The organism is Pseudomonas sp. NyZ480 (assembly GCF_029537255.1).
Taxonomy (GTDB): Bacteria; Pseudomonadota; Gammaproteobacteria; order Pseudomonadales; family Pseudomonadaceae; genus Aquipseudomonas; species Aquipseudomonas taiwanensis.
On the sequence record NZ_CP120626.1, the window covers coordinates 3886029 to 3901063 of the forward strand.

The window sequence follows — 15035 nt, forward strand, 5'->3', positions numbered from 1 at the left end:
ACTCTTTAATGCGAAGGCCTCAAACGGCAACCAGACGCACGCTGGCGCCCTCACCAACACCCAAGGCGTCGGCCGCTTCGGCAGTCAGGCTGACCGGCTTGCCCGGCACCCAGTCCAGCTCCAGCAACACCGCACGGTAGTCCTGCAACAGGCCGTTGCACACCAGGTACGGACGCCCGCCCTTGATCGGCGCATCGTCGAGCTTGACCGGCACTACACGGCTCTGGGCGATGGAACGGATGCCGGAGGTGCGTGCATGCAAGGTCGGCCCGCCATCGAAGATGTCGATGTAGTGCTCGGTCTCGAAGCCTTCACGCATGAGGATGTCGAAGGTGATCTGCGCACGCGGGTGTACCTGCCCCATGGCCTCCTGGGCCTCATCGGGCAGCAGGGGCACGTAGATCGGGTAGTGCGGCATCAGTTCGGCGAGGAAGGTCCGGCTCTTCAGGCCGCAAAGGCGCTCGGCCTCGGCGTAGTTGAGGTCGAAGAAGTTGCGGCCGATGGCGTCCCAGAACGGCGACTCGCCCTGTTCGTCGCTGTAGCCGACGATCTCGGTGACCACCGAATCGGCGAAACGCTCGGGGTGCGACGCCATGAACAACAACCGTCCTCGCGAGTTAAGTTCTGCCCAGGCACTGTTAACCAGCTCTGGCAAGACATAGAAGCTGGTCAGCAGGCTGTTGCCAGTCAGGTCATGGCACAACGACAGTACATGGATCTTGTTGTGGATCTTCAGTTCGCGAGAGGCATGCACGAAGGTTTCGTTGCGGAAGCTGTAGAACGGCTCGGAGTACCCGGCCGACGCGACGATCGCGGAGCAACCGGCCAACTTGCCGGTGGCGCTGTCCTCAAGCACGAAGAAGTAGCTCTCTTCGCCATTGAAGCTGACTTCAGCGGCAAACGAAGTCTCGGACGCAGCGATCTTGTCGCCCAGGCGGGCGGTATCATCCGGCAGCGAAGTGACACCAATGGGGCTGTCGGCAGCCATGCGCTGCACTTCGTTGAGATCAGCCATTTGCGCGGGGCGCATCACCAGCATGGTGTCACTCCTTTGGGAAAACGGGCCGTTCACGACGGCGCGAAAAAACGGCAGGTGCGCAATCGCGCTTGCAAGCGCACACCCGCTCTGGAATTCAGGTATCGCTGGCCGAACAGCGGGGCCAGCGAAGCGACCGTCGGCCGATCAGCCCTTGGTCAGTTGCGCCACGGCGCGCTCGAAGCGGTTCAGGCCTTCATCGATGTCGGCATCTTCAACCACCAGGCTCGGGGCGAAGCGCACCACATCCGGGCCAGCTTGCAGCACCATCACGCCTTCTTTCTCGGCGGCGTTGAGCACGTCCTTGGCCTTGCCTTTCCAGGCCTCGGTCAGTACGCAGCCAATCAACAGGCCGACACCACGCACCTTGGAGAACAGGCCGTATTGCTGGCCGATCTGCTCCAGGCGGGACTTGAAGCGTTCGTGCTTGGCCTTGACGCCATTCAGGGTTTGCGGCGTGTTGACCACATCGAGCACGGCGCAGGCCACTGCACAAGCCAGCGGGTTGCCGCCATACGTGGTGCCATGGGTGCCGACGGCCAGGTGCTTGGCGAGTTCGCTGGTGGTCAGCATGGCGCCGATCGGGAAACCGCCGCCCAGGCTCTTGGCGCTGGTCAGGATATCCGGCGTCACGCCGTAGTGCTGATAGGCGTACAGCGAGCCGGTGCGGCCAACGCCCGTCTGCACTTCGTCGAAGATCAGCAAGGCGTTGTGCTCATCGCACAGTTTGCGCGCGCCTTCGAGGTAGGCCTTGTCGGCCGGAACCACGCCGCTCTCGCCCTGGATCGGCTCGATCACCACCGCACAGGTCTTGTCGGAGATCTGCGCCTTGAGCGCTTCCAGATCGTTGTACGGCACATGGCTGATGCCGGTGATCTTCGGGCCGAAACCGTCGGAGTACTTGGGCTGGCCACCGACGCTGACAGTGAACAGGGTGCGACCGTGGAAGCTGTTCACGGTGGCGATGATTTCATGCTTCTCCGGGCCGAAGCGGTCATGGGCGACACGACGGGCCAGCTTGAAGGCAGCCTCGTTGGACTCGGCGCCGGAGTTGCAGAAGAAAGCACGCTCGGCGAAGGTCGCGTCCACCAGCTTGTGGGCCAGGCGCAGCGCCGGCTCATTGGTGAAGACGTTGGAAACGTGCCAGAGGGTGTTGGCTTGCTCGGTCAGCGCCTTGACCAGCGCCGGGTGGCAATGCCCCAGGGCGTTGACGGCGATACCGCCGGCGAAGTCGATCAACTCGCGGCCCGATTGATCCCAGACTCGGGAACCCTCGCCTCGCACAGGAATGAAGGCCGCCGGAGAATAGTTGGGAACCATGACCTGGTCGAAATCGGCACGTTGCACCGGGGCTTGCTCAACGGACATCTGAGTCTCCTGAAGAGGAACGCTGGCCTGGAAGTGGCGAGCGATGGGGGGGATTGTAAGGACTGATCCGCGCCTGTCCTTGCGGCCAAGCGACAACTTGTTACAGCGCTAAACCTTGTTTCAGCAAGGTTTTCGGCAATGCGACAAACACTGTCGCAATCGCGCAGTGTAACGGTAGAGATGGGCTGGGTGAACGGGGTTGGTTTTTGCAGTGCGGCCGAAATCGAGCGCCGCCCGCGCGGCGCATCGCGAGCAAGGCTCGCTCCTACACTTGTTTCCGGCCAATTATGTCTGTGCCAGACGCGCGCGACCGCCTTGTTTGTACAATCCAATATCGCGCCGTGCACCCAAGCGGTTGCGCGCAAATCCCACAGGCATGATGGGCCCGAAACAAGCGTAGGAGCGAGCCTTGCTCGCGATGCGCCACGCGGGCGACGCTCGATTCACGCCCCCTCAAACCCAAGGCATGCGCCCCACCCCAGAAAAATTCAGCCTTTTTCGGCAGGCGCCGAACTCAGCTCGAACGGGCTGCTGCTACGCCGCTGATTGCGGTCTTCGCGCGGAGTGGCACCAAAGAAATTTCGATAGGCGCTGGAGAAATGCGGGCCCGACGAGAACCCGCAGGACAGGCCGATCTGGATGATCGACTTGCTGGTCTGCATCAGCATCTGCCGCGCCTTGTTCAGGCGCAGCTCCAGGTAATACTGGCTAGGTACCCGGTTGAGATACTGCTTGAAGATCCGCTCCAACTGCCGGCGCGAAACGCACACATGCTGTGCGATCTCGTCGGTGGTCAGCGGCTCCTCGATATTGGCCTCCATCAACACCACCGCCTGAGTCAGCTTGGGATGACTGGAGCCCAGGCGATTCTGCAACGGAATACGCTGGCGCTCACCACCCTCGCGGATGCGCTCGACGACCAGCTCTTCGGACACAGCCCCGGCGAGCTCCGCACCATGGTCACGCGCCAGCACCGCCAGCAGCAGGTCGGTCACCGCCATGCCACCGCAGGCTGTAAGGCGATCGCGATCCCAATCGAACAGATGGCTGGTGGCGATCACCTTGGGAAAACGCTCGGCGAAATCATCCTGCCAACGCCAGTGCACCGCCGCACGGTAACCATCGAGCAGCCCAAGCTGGGCCATCGGATACACCCCGGCGGACAATCCGCCCATCATGCAACCGCTGCGCGCCAGCTGCTTGAGCGCGGACGACAAGGCAGAGCCCACGACCTGCGGCGGCTCGTCCGCCAGCAGGAACAGCTTGTGGCAACCTTCGAGTCGACCGCTCCAAGGCTCGCCAGGAAGGCGCCAGGCGCCCTCCGGGGCCGGCTCCGCCTGCAGGAAGACCGTCTCATACACCACATCCGGATGCACCCGCTGCGCCACCTGCAACACGTCCTCGGCCAGCGCCAAAGTCAGGGGCTTGGTGCTGGGCCAGATGAGAAAACCGATTCGCTGGGTGGTCATAGGGTACGGTCCGAAACCTGAGGTTCTTCGAGTCTGTGGCGCCGGGTCAGGCTGCGCTTGCCGCGCAGCATGCCCTATTCTGGTGCAAAGGTGCAGCCTTTACTTCAGGCTGCCGGAGAGAAACTGCTGCAGGCGCTCCGATTTCGGGTTGGCCAGCACTTCACGCGGGCAACCTGTCTCCTCCACCAGCCCCTTGTGCAGGAACACCAGCTGGTTGGACACCTCGCGGGCGAAGCCCATTTCGTGAGTCACCACCACCATGGTGCGGCCTTCCTGGGCCAAGGCCTGCATCACCTTGAGCACGTCGCCCACCAGCTCCGGGTCCAACGCCGATGTCGGCTCGTCGAACAGCATCACCTCGGGCTCCATTGCCAAGGCACGGGCAATCGCCACGCGCTGCTGCTCACCACCGGACATATGGCCTGGGAAGGCATCCTTGCGATGGGCAACACCCACCTTGGCCAGGTAGTGCTCGGCTTTTTCAAGGGCTTCTTTCTTGCTCACCCCAAGCACATGCACCGGCGCCTCGATGACGTTCTCCAGCGCAGTCATGTGCGACCACAGGTTGAAATGCTGGAACACCATCGACAACCGCGAACGCATGCGCTGCAGTTGGCGCGGATCGGCAGCCTTCAGCGCGCCATCCTTGCCAGCGACCATCTTCAGCTCTTCGTTGTTGAGCAGGATCTTGCCGGCATGGGGCTGCTCGAGCAGGTTGATGCAGCGCAGGAAGGTCGACTTACCCGAGCCACTGGAGCCGATGATGCTGATCACATCGCCTGCCTTGGCCGCCAGGGACACACCCTTGAGCACTTCATGGCTGCCGTAGCGCTTGTGCAGGTCTTGGACTTCTAATTTGTACATGCTTTCGGTTCTCACAGAGCGATCAGTGCTTGCGCGGCGCCAGGTAGCCGAGCCAGCGGCGTTCGGCCATCTTGAACAGGCGCACCAGGATGAAGGTCAGGCACAGGTAGAACACGCCCGCCGTGATGTAGGCCTCGAAAGGCAGGTAGTACTGGGCATTGACCGTGCGCGCGGCACCGGTGATGTCGATCAGGGTCACGATGGAGGCAAGACTGGTGGTCTGCAGCATCATGATCACCTCGTTGCTGTACTGCGGCAGCGCACGGCGCAGGGCCGAGGGCAGCAGGATGCGTCGATACATCTTCATGCGCGACATGCCCACCGCCTTGGCAGCCTCGATCTCGCCATGGGGCGTGGCCTTGAGGCTACCGGCGATGATCTCGGCGGTATAGGCGCTGGTGTTGATGGCAAAGGCCAGGCACGCACAGAACGTCGCGCTCGACAGCCATGGCCAGAAGATACTCTCCCGCACCGCTTCGAACTGCGCCAGGCCGTAGTAGATCAGGAACAGCTGCACCAGCATCGGCGTGCCGCGGATCACATAGGTGTACAGCCAGGCCACGACATTCACCAACGGCTGCTTGGAGACCCGCATCAAGCCCAGCGGGATGGCCGCCAGCAGGCCGAACAACAGCGACAGCGCCAACAGTTTCAGGGTGGTCAGCAATCCACCGAAGTACAGCGGCATCGCCTCCCAGACCACGTTGTAGTCGAAGATCATAGTTCAGCCACCTTGACGCCTACCGAGTAGCGTTTCTCGAGATACCGCAGGGCCAGCAGCGAGACACTGGTGATCACCAGGTACAACGCCGCCACCGCCAGGAAGAAGGTGAAAGGTTCACGGGTGGCATCGGCAGCCTGCTTGGCCTTGAACATCATGTCTTGTAGGCCGACCACCGAAATCAGCGCCGTCGCCTTGGTCAACACCAACCAGTTGTTGGTGAAACCGGGAATCGCCAGCCGGATCATCTGCGGCACCAGGATGCGGAAGAAGACCTGGCGATTGCTCATGCCATAGGCCACGCCGGCTTCGGCCTGGCCCTTGGGAATACCGAGGAAGGCGCCACGGAAAGTTTCCGAGAGGTACGCCCCGAAAATGAAGCCCAGCGTGCCGATACCGGCGACCAGCGGGTTCAGATCGATGTAATCGTCGTAGCCAAGCAGCGGTGCCACGCGGTTGATGATGTCCTGACCGCCATAGAAGATCAGCAGGATCAGCACCAGATCCGGAATACCACGGATCACCGTGGCGTACATGTCACCCAGCCAGGCCAACCAGCGCACCGGCGACAAGCGCAGCGCCACACCGATCAGACCGAGCACGATGGCCAGGGCCATCGACGACAGGGCGAGCTGCAGCGTCAGCCACGCCCCGTCGAGGATGACTGCCCCGTAGCCTTTCAACATGATGAGGTCCTCGACCTAGAGAAATAAAAATGGTGCAAACCTCAGAGCCTCTGCTGTTTGCACCATTGCACAGGTGAAACCCGACGTCTTACTTCGAGTCTGGACCGTAGATGTCGAAGTTGAAGTACTTGGCTTCAATTTGTTTGTATTTGCCATTGGCCCGGATAGCGTCGATGGCGGCGTTGATCCGATCGGCGTTGGCCTTGTCGCCCTTGCGCACGGCGATGCCGACGCCATCACCAAAGTACTTCACATCGGTAAACGATGGGCCGACGAAGGCGAAGCCCTTGCCAGCATCGGTCTTCAGGAAGCCGTCTTCCAGCAAGGTGGCGTCGGCGACGGTGCCATCCAGGCGGCCAGCGGCGACATCCAGGTAGATTTCGTTCTGGGTACCGTAAGGCACGACGGTGGCGCCCTTCGGAGCCAGGACTTCCTTGGCGAAGCGGTCGTGGATCGAGCCACGCTGCACACCGATTTTCTTGCCTTTGAGCTCATCCAGGCTGTCGCTGACGGTGGTGCCTTCCTTCATCACCAGGCGAGCTGGGGTCAGGTAGTAGCGCTTGGTGAAGTCCACCGACTTCTTGCGGTCTTCGGTGATCGACATGGACGACAGGATGGCGTCGATCTTGCGCACTTTCAGCGCTGGGATCAGGCCGTCGAACTCCTGCTCGACCCAGGTGCACTTGGCTTTCATTTCTTCGCACAGGGCGTTACCGATGTCGTAGTCGAAACCGGCGATGCTACCGTCGGGTTGCTTGAAGGCGAAGGGTGGGTAGGCGGCCTCGATACCGATTTTCAGCGGTTTTTCATCGGCCTGCGACACCAGGGAAAACACGGACAGCGCCAGGGCGCCAAGCAGTGCAAGCTTCTTCATCAGGTAACTCCATCGGTACGGGGCAATACGAGGCAGGAGGTAACAGCTGCCCGATATGCGAATGGGTACAACGCGAGCCGCGCAGGTTTCGACCAAGGTCGCAGACCACGAGCGAGTGAGTGGCATTTTAACGACAGCCCGAAAGCCGATATTTCTTCAAAGCGACAACTACTTACAGAAGCGCTTGAAACGGCATCGAGCGATGTTGACAGCCATTGCAAAATATGCAAAAGCGCAAGGAATAGAACCTATTGACCTAGCAATTACCGGGCCTATTATTGGCAAAGCCTTGTAGTACGGCAAGTGCAGCGTGCCGACTTGCAAAAAATGCCTACGCAAATGCACCAAAACCGCACGAACCTGTTTCTTCTTGCCCCGGCCTTGTGCGAAATCGGTGACAAAGAGGGTTACCGATGAAAGTCGGGTAACAGGATGTAAGTAAAGCAAAAACCCCGCCGGTTGCCCGGACGGGGTTTTTATTGTTCACAAGGACCGCAGAGCGGCCCCATCGCCGGCGAGCCGGCCTTTGCACGATTTACGCTGAAGCCAGGCTCATCGACTTGTGGGTGTCGATCAGGTGCTGCACCACCCCTGGATCGGCCAGTGTCGAGATATCACCCAGCGCGTCGTACTCGCCGGTAGCGATCTTGCGCAGGATACGGCGCATGATCTTGCCCGAACGGGTCTTCGGCAGCCCTGGCGCCCACTGGATGACATCCGGCGAAGCGATTGGACCGATCTCCTTGCGCACCCAGTTCTTGAGCTCCAGACGCAGTTGCTCGCTGGGCTCGATGCCCGCATTGAGGGTGACATAGACATAGATGCCCTGCCCCTTGATGTCATGCGGCACCCCCACCACCGCCGCCTCGGCGACCTTGGAGTGGGCAACCATCGCACTTTCGATCTCGGCGGTACCCATGCGGTGCCCGGACACGTTGAGCACATCATCCACGCGCCCCGTGATCCAGTAGTAGCCATCTTCATCGCGACGCGCACCGTCGCCGGTGAAGTACATGCCTCGGAAAGTCTTGAAGTAGGTGTCGACGAAGCGATCGTGATCGCCAAACAGCGAGCGCGACTGGCCCGGCCAGGAGTCGAGGATCACCAGATTGCCCTCGGCGGCGCCCTCGATCAGGTTGCCCAGGTTATCCACCAACGCGGGCACCACCCCGAAGAACGGACGGGTCGCCGAACCGGGCTTGAGGCCGGTAGCCCCTGGCAGCGGACTGATAAGGATGCCGCCGGTTTCGGTCTGCCACCAGGTATCGACGATCGGGCAGCGCTCTTTGCCAACGGTCTTGTAGTACCAGTTCCAGGCTTCCGGGTTGATCGGCTCGCCCACCGAACCGAGCAGGCGCAGGCTGGAACCATCGGCGCCCTCCACCGCGGCCTGCCCTTCGGCCATCATCGCGCGGATGGCGGTAGGCGCAGTGTAGAGAATGTTGACCTTGTGCTTGTCGACGATCTTCGACACGCGGGTGATATCGGGGTAGTTCGGCACGCCCTCGAACAACAGGGTGGTGGCACCGTTCGCCAGAGGGCCATAGACGATATAGCTGTGACCAGTGACCCAACCGACGTCCGCCGTGCACCAGTAGACTTCGCCCGGGCGGTAGTCGAACACGCGCTCATGGGTCAGTGCGGCATACACCAGGTAGCCGCCGGTGGTGTGCAGCACACCCTTGGGCTTGCCGGTGGAACCCGAGGTATAGAGGATGAACAGCGGCTCCTCGGCCCCCATTTCCTTCGGCGCGCAGTGGCTGGAGGCCACTTTCATCAGGTCTTCGTACCAGATATCGCGGTGCTGGTGCCAGGCGATGTCGCCACCGGTGCGCTTGCATACGATGATCTTTTGCACGCTATTGGTTTCGGGGTTGGTCAGGGCCAGGTCGACGTTGGCCTTGAGCGGCGTGCGACGGCCACCGCGCACACCTTCGTCGGCGGTGATCACCACCTTCGAGCGGCAGTCGATGATGCGCCCGGCCAGCGCTTCCGGCGAGAAGCCGCCGAACACCACCGAGTGAATGGCGCCGATACGGGCGCACGCCAGCATGGCCACCACCGCCTCTGGAATCATCGGCATGTAGATGGTCACCACGTCACCACGGTGCACGTCCTGGCCGCGCAGAGCGTTGGCGAACTTGCACACCTGCTCGTGAAGTTCGCGATAAGTGATGTTGCGGTGTTCGGAAGGGTCGTCGCCCTCCCAGATGATCGCCACCTGGTCGCCGCGCGTTTCGAGGTGGCGATCCAGGCAGTTGGAGGAAACGTTCAGAGTGCCGTCGGCGAACCATTTGATATCGACGTGGTGGTCGTCGAAAGAGGTCTGCTTGACCTTGGTGAAAGGCTTGATCCAGTCGATTCGCTGGGCCTGCTCACGCCAGAAGCCGTCCGGGTTGATCACCGATTGCTGGTACATGGCCTTGTAGGTGGCCTCGTCGGTCAGGGTAGTGGCCGCAACCTCGGGACGAACGGGATACAGTGGAGCCGCACTCATCTGTGTTACCTCGGTGTAATAGTTGTTGTTGTATGGATTCGTTTGTAACTGTACCAGAGCGGCAAAAGCCATTCGACGTTGGTAGTAGCGGGGCCCGATTTTCCCTGAAGGTTTTTTCACAAACGCTCTAGCCCGCGCCCGGCGGCCCTGCCAGAGGAAAAAACCAAGGAGGTTGCCCAGGGATTGTTACAGATTCTGTCAAAAGGCAAAAAAACTTTATCAAAACACGCTCTGTTTCACCCCACTACCTGGGCATAAACTTCACCTCGCCAACAACGGCAAGGCGATTAACTACTGGTAACAGCCCCCACGAAGGCAACTGTTAATCTCCCTCTAACTGATAGTTGAAACTTAGCAGTACTCGCGGCGCCAAAAGCGCCGCGCACCCCCTCACGACCTTAGAAAGGTAAAATGAAAATGAAAGCGTTACTGGCATTGGTACTTGGCAGTGTTGTTTGCAGCGCAGCGATGGCGGGCGAAGTTGCAAAAGAGGCCGAGCAGATTCCGGTTGAACAATACAGTTACTCGCAGCACCTGGACATCGCCCGCGTGATCTCCATGAGCGAAGTGCCTAATGTCTGCGAAGTAGTACCTGCCCGCATGACCTACGAGGACTCCAAGGGCCAGAAGCACGTTCTCGAATACCGTGTGATGGGTAACGGTTGCTCTAACGGCTAAGTTTCTCTGGCGTTGCGAGCTGGAATGGGGCCCCACTGGGTCCCTTTCGCGTTCTTGACTATTCACCCGACTTGTTGAGCGAATAATCACGCAACTTATTGGCAATCGTCGTGTGCGAAACCCCCAGTCGTTTTCCCAATGCCCGACTGCTTGGGTATTCGGCCATCAAACTTTCCAGTACGGCTTTTTCAAAGCGCCCGACAATCTGCGAAAGGTCCCCGTCCAGGGAAAACTCACCCAACGGTTGGCGCACGCCATAGTCCGGCAAACGAATATGTTCGCTTTTCACCACCCCGCCCTCGCATAACGACACGGCCTGGAACAGCACGTTCTCCAATTGCCGCACGTTGCCTGGCCAATGGTACTGGCCGAGCTTGTCCATCGCCGCTGGCGCCAGACGCGGCATCGCACAGCCAATCTGCCGGCTGGCCTGGTCGAGAAAATGCTGCACCAAGCCCTCCAGCCCGTCCATGCACTCACGCAGCGGCGGAATATGCAACGACAGCACGTTGAGGCGGTGGTAGAGGTCCTGGCGGAACTCGCCGCGCGCGCACAATTCAGACAAATCCACCTGGGTTGCACAGATGACCCGGACATCCAGGTACACCTCTTCATCGCTGCCAACACGACGGAAACACCCGTCCTGCAGAAAACGCAGCAGTTTCACTTGAAGACGCGGGCTCATTTCCCCTACCCCGTCGAGGAACAGCGTGCCGCCCGCCGTCAGCTCCAGCAGCCCAAGCTTGCCCTCGGCCCGCGCGCCCTCGAAAGCGCCGGGCCCGTAGCCGAACAATTCGGTCTCCGCCATGGACTCCGGCAAGCCGGCACAATTGAGTGCCATCAACGGCGCTTGGCCACGCGGGCTGGCCAGATGGCAGGCACGGGCCAGCAACTCCTTGCCGGTTCCGGTCTCTCCCTCGATCAACAGGGGCGCATCGAGCGGCGCCATGCGCCGCGCCTCACGCACCACCGCAGCCATCAAGCGTGAACTCTGGAAGATGCTGTCGAAGCCACGCAACTCCTGCTTGCGCACGTTGTAGATGCGCTCGCCGATACGGTCGGCGCGATGCAGGGTCAGCACCGCACCGGCAAGCGCCTCGCTGTCATCGTGCTCGGACTGCAAGGGCGCGATGTCAGCAAGGAATACATCACCCTTGACCTTGACGCGCATGCCGTTGATACGCGATTTGTTGGCTCGCACCAGCTCCGGCAGGTCGAAATCCTCGACGTAGCGTGCCAATGGCATGCCAGGCACCTCATCGACCCGCACCCCCAGCAGCTGTGCAGCGGTGCGGTTCGCGGCGACGATGCTGCCACCCATGTCGATCGACAGCACCGGAAAATCCAATGCGCCGAGCAACGCGTTGAGCTCCATGTGCCGGCGCTCGCTGGGCATCAGCCCCACGCGCTTGACCCCGAACACCCCGGCGATGGACTCGAACTTTGGCCTCAGCGCCTGGAACTGCAGGTTGATCAGGTTGGGACAGTGCAGGTAAATGGCGTTGCCATGGTCACCCCCCACCTCCCCGCGCAGCACGTTGATGCCGTATTCCACCAGCAGGTTGAGAATGTCCCGAAGGATGCCGATGCGGTTTTGGCAATGGACTTTGATACGCATGAAAGCTCTCGAAGCGCCGAAGTTTTTCACCTGCGCGCGGAAAAGTCGTAAAGATAAGCTGACAAATTCATCGAATTCTCCAGCCTGACGCTGCGGATTTTCAGGCAAAGCGCTGATTTTGTAAAATTATCGTTACAACAACGAGACGAAAAGCGCTAGTCGCAGCCAGGACACACCGTGCAATCGAGCGGATGAAGGGATATTCCTAGGGTATGTCGTGGACATAACAAGAAAAGCCCTACTAGGAGAGCCACATGAAACAGACGCAGTACGTGGCACGCGAGCCCGATGCGCACGGTTTTATCGACTACCCGCAGCAAGAGCATGCGGTGTGGAACACACTGATCACTCGCCAGATGAAGGTCATCGAGGGCCGTGCGTGCCAGGAATACCTGGACGGCATCGATCAGTTGCAATTGCCGCATGACCGCATTCCACAACTGGGCGAGATCAACAAAGTGCTGGGAGCCACCACCGGCTGGCAAGTCGCCCGCGTGCCCGCACTGATCCCCTTCCAGACCTTCTTCGAACTGCTCGCCAGCAAGCGCTTCCCGGTAGCGACGTTCATCCGCACCCCGGAAGAGCTCGACTACCTGCAGGAACCGGACATCTTCCACGAAATCTTCGGCCACTGCCCACTGCTGACCAACCCCTGGTTCGCCGAATTCACCCATACCTATGGCAAGCTCGGCCTGGCCGCGACCAAGGAACAGCGCGTCTACCTGGCCCGTCTGTACTGGATGACCATCGAGTTCGGCCTCATGGAAACCCCGCAAGGTCGCAAGATCTATGGTGGCGGCATCCTCTCCTCGCCGAAAGAAACCGTCTACAGTCTCTCGGACGAGCCAGAACACCAGGCCTTCGACCCGATCGAAGCGATGCGCACCCCTTATCGTATCGACATTCTGCAACCGATCTACTTCGTGCTGCCCAACCTCAAGCGCCTGTTCGACCTGGCCCATGAAGACATCATGGGCATGGTTCACCAGGCCATGCAGCTGGGCCTGCATGCGCCGAAGTTTCCACCCAAGGTCGCTGCCTGAGCGACCTTGCCGATAACAACTCAAACCGGAAAACAACCCATGAATGCCTTGAACCAAGCCCATTGCGAAGCCTGCCGAGCCGACGCGCCGAAAGTGACCGACGAAGAACTGGCGGAGCTGATTCGCGAGATCCCGGACTGGAACATCGAAGTGCGTGACGGCCACATGGAGCTGGAGCGTGTGTTCCTGTTCAAGAACTTCAAGCACGCGCTGGCCTTCACCAACGCTGTCGGCGAAATCGCCGAAGCCGAAGGCCACCACCCAGGCCTGCTGACCGAGTGGGGCAAAGTCACCGTGACCTGGTGGAGCCACTCGATCAAAGGCCTGCATCGCAACGACTTCATCATGTGCGCACGCACCGACAAAGTTGCCGAGACGGCTGAAGGCCGCAAGTAACCGCACGCCGTCCAAAAGCGGGGGGCGCTTGCCCCCTTTCGCGACGCAAGGCCACACCCACGCAGTGCACGCCCACCCTGTCGGCGGGGCGCAGCGCCTCTGCCTGCGCCCTGGATTCAACGCCCGATATCCGCCCGCAAAACCGACAGTTGACCGGCAAAAAGTTCAAACTGTCATCCCGAGTGCTGTATCCTGCCCCAGCTTTTCGAAGCCACTCACGCGCCTGGCGCAGTCTTTTCACTCACTCTTGCGAGGAACGACGAGATGCATGAAATCCCGAATCTTCCCTTCCCAAGCCTGAACCCCGAAGAGCAATCCGTTGCCGCCCACACCGAACCGACGCCTGGCGTCGAGCAGGATCGCGACGATAAATCCAGCGCCGACCAGGAATAACCGCGCACGCCCTCCGACAGTGTGAAAACGGCTGACCCGCGGTCTACCCTTGTCATCGCGTTTTCACACCGTCCAGAACCTCTGCCACGAAGGCCCCCATGCCAGATTCACCGCGACCTCTTGCGGTCACCCAGCAAGTCGTCTCCATCGTTCTCTTCACTTTCATCGGCTACCTGAACATCGGCATCCCCCTGGCCGTGCTGCCCGGCTATGTGCATAACGACCTGGGCTTCAGCGCCGTGGTCGCCGGCCTGGTGATCAGCGTCCAGTACCTGGCCACCCTGCTCAGCCGCCCCACCGCCGGGCGCATCATCGATAACCTCGGCAGCAAGAAGGCCGTCATGTACGGCCTGTTCGGCTGCGGCCTGAGCGGCGTGTTCATGCTGGCTTGCGCCTTCCTCAATGACCTGCCGTGGCTGAGCCTTGCCTGCCTGTTCGTCGGCCGCCTGGTACTAGGCAGCGCTGAAAGCCTGGTGGGCTCCGGCTCCATCGGCTGGGGCATTGGCCGGGTCGGCGCCGAACATACCGCCAAGGTCATCTCCTGGAATGGCATCGCCAGCTATGGTGCTCTGGCCGTCGGCGCACCGCTGGGCGTGCTGATGGTCAAGAGCCTGGGCCTGTGGAGCATGGGAGCGAGCATCCTATTGCTGGGCATCATCGGCTTGCTGCTGGCCTGGCCGAAGCGCGCCGCACCTGTCGTCAGTGGCGTTCGCCTGCCGTTCATGCGGGTATTGGGCAAGGTCTTCCCCCATGGTTCCGGACTGGCGCTGGGCTCGATCGGCTTCGGCACCATCGCCACCTTCATTACCCTGTACTACGCCAGCCGCCAATGGCCCAACGCAGCACTGACCCTGAGCCTGTTCGGCGCGAGCTTCATCTGCGCACGGCTATTGTTCGGCAACATGATCAACCGGCTTGGTGGTTTTCGGGTGGCCATTGCCTGTCTTTCGGTGGAGACCGTGGGCCTGCTCATGCTGTGGCTGGCGCCAAGCGCGGAAATGGCCCTGGCGGGCGCCGCCCTCAGTGGCTTCGGGTTCTCGCTGGTGTTTCCAGCGCTGGGCGTGGAAGCGGTCAATCAGGTCTCGGCGGCCAACCGTGGCGCAGCGGTGGGGGCCTACTCGCTGTTCATCGACCTGTCGCTGGGGATCACCGGCCCCTTGGTCGGTGCTGTGGCGTCGGGGTTCGGATTCGCTTCGATGTTTCTGTTCGCGGCGGCGGCGTCCTGCTGCGGACTTGCGTTGAGCCTGTACCTTTACCAACAGGCGCGGCGAGCCCGCAAAATGCCGCGATCATCCTGAATCGCCAACGCCCTCTTCGCGCCAAAGCCGACCCCACAGATAAGGGCCGCATCAGCCCATGGTTGTGAGTTCATCCACGAAGAGGGCGCCCCGT

At 60.9% G+C, this 15035-nt stretch carries 14 protein-coding genes; 5 read left to right on the forward strand and 9 right to left on the reverse strand.

The window, feature by feature from the left end:
- Positions 1–19: 19 nt before the first annotated feature.
- The 8 genes from aruF to acs form a co-directional block, all read right to left on the reverse strand.
- Entirely contained in the window at positions 20–1039 is a 1020-nt protein-coding gene (gene aruF, locus P3R38_RS17825) for an arginine/ornithine succinyltransferase subunit alpha (protein ID WP_023381593.1), read from the reverse strand.
- A 144-nt stretch (positions 1040–1183) separates the two neighbouring features.
- The gene (locus tag P3R38_RS17830) at positions 1184–2404 is read right to left on the reverse strand and encodes an acetylornithine transaminase (RefSeq protein WP_023381594.1); all 1221 of its coding nucleotides are present in this window, start codon (positions 2402–2404) and stop codon (positions 1184–1186) included.
- Positions 2405–2892: 488 nt separating this feature from the next.
- Positions 2893–3873, reverse strand: coding sequence for a transcriptional regulator ArgR (gene argR / locus P3R38_RS17835; protein ID WP_202675504.1), 981 nt, complete (start codon positions 3871–3873; stop codon positions 2893–2895).
- Between the two features lie 99 nt (positions 3874–3972).
- Entirely contained in the window at positions 3973–4737 is a 765-nt protein-coding gene (locus P3R38_RS17840) for an ABC transporter ATP-binding protein (RefSeq protein ID WP_023381596.1), read from the reverse strand.
- A 22-nt stretch (positions 4738–4759) separates the two neighbouring features.
- Positions 4760–5458: an ABC transporter permease gene (locus tag P3R38_RS17845; protein WP_023381597.1), complete on the reverse strand. Its 699-nt coding sequence runs from the start codon at positions 5456–5458 to the stop codon at positions 4760–4762.
- A complete protein-coding gene (locus tag P3R38_RS17850) occupies positions 5455–6144 on the reverse strand; it encodes an ABC transporter permease (protein WP_023381598.1) in 690 nt (229 codons plus the stop codon). Before P3R38_RS17850 ends, P3R38_RS17845 begins: the two co-directional genes overlap by 4 nt.
- Positions 6145–6232: 88 nt before the next feature.
- A complete protein-coding gene (locus P3R38_RS17855) occupies positions 6233–7018 on the reverse strand; it encodes an ABC transporter substrate-binding protein (protein ID WP_023381599.1) in 786 nt (261 codons plus the stop codon).
- A gap of 535 nt (positions 7019–7553) precedes the next feature.
- A complete protein-coding gene (gene acs / locus P3R38_RS17860) occupies positions 7554–9515 on the reverse strand; it encodes an acetate--CoA ligase (protein ID WP_023381601.1) in 1962 nt (653 codons plus the stop codon).
- Between the two features lie 417 nt (positions 9516–9932).
- Here acs and P3R38_RS17865 point away from each other — a divergent pair, with 417 nt between their 5' ends.
- Positions 9933–10193: a DUF2790 domain-containing protein gene (locus P3R38_RS17865; RefSeq protein WP_023381602.1), complete on the forward strand. Its 261-nt coding sequence runs from the start codon at positions 9933–9935 to the stop codon at positions 10191–10193.
- 58 nt (positions 10194–10251) lie between these two features.
- On the opposite strand, the gene P3R38_RS17870 is transcribed toward P3R38_RS17865, so the two are convergent.
- Positions 10252–11811 (reverse strand): sigma-54-dependent transcriptional regulator, encoded by a 1560-nt coding sequence (locus P3R38_RS17870; RefSeq protein ID WP_104883411.1) that lies wholly within the window; start codon positions 11809–11811, stop codon positions 10252–10254.
- Between the two features lie 254 nt (positions 11812–12065).
- Between P3R38_RS17870 and phhA the strand changes: the two genes are divergently transcribed.
- From phhA to P3R38_RS17890, 4 genes are all read left to right on the forward strand, one after another.
- Positions 12066–12854 carry a phenylalanine 4-monooxygenase gene (phhA, locus tag P3R38_RS17875; protein WP_023381604.1) on the forward strand — a complete coding sequence of 263 codons (789 nt, stop codon included), beginning with the start codon at positions 12066–12068 and terminating at the stop codon, positions 12852–12854.
- Between the two features lie 39 nt (positions 12855–12893).
- Positions 12894–13250, forward strand: coding sequence for a 4a-hydroxytetrahydrobiopterin dehydratase (locus P3R38_RS17880; protein ID WP_003254532.1), 357 nt, complete (start codon positions 12894–12896; stop codon positions 13248–13250).
- Positions 13251–13514: 264 nt separating this feature from the next.
- Complete coding sequence (locus P3R38_RS17885; protein WP_256583288.1) at positions 13515–13643, forward strand: hypothetical protein; 129 nt, start codon at positions 13515–13517, stop codon at positions 13641–13643.
- Positions 13644–13741: 98 nt separating this feature from the next.
- On the forward strand, positions 13742–14941 hold the full coding sequence (locus tag P3R38_RS17890; protein ID WP_027908220.1) for an MFS transporter: 1200 nt from the start codon (positions 13742–13744) through the stop codon (positions 14939–14941).
- Positions 14942–15035: the final 94 nt, after the last annotated feature.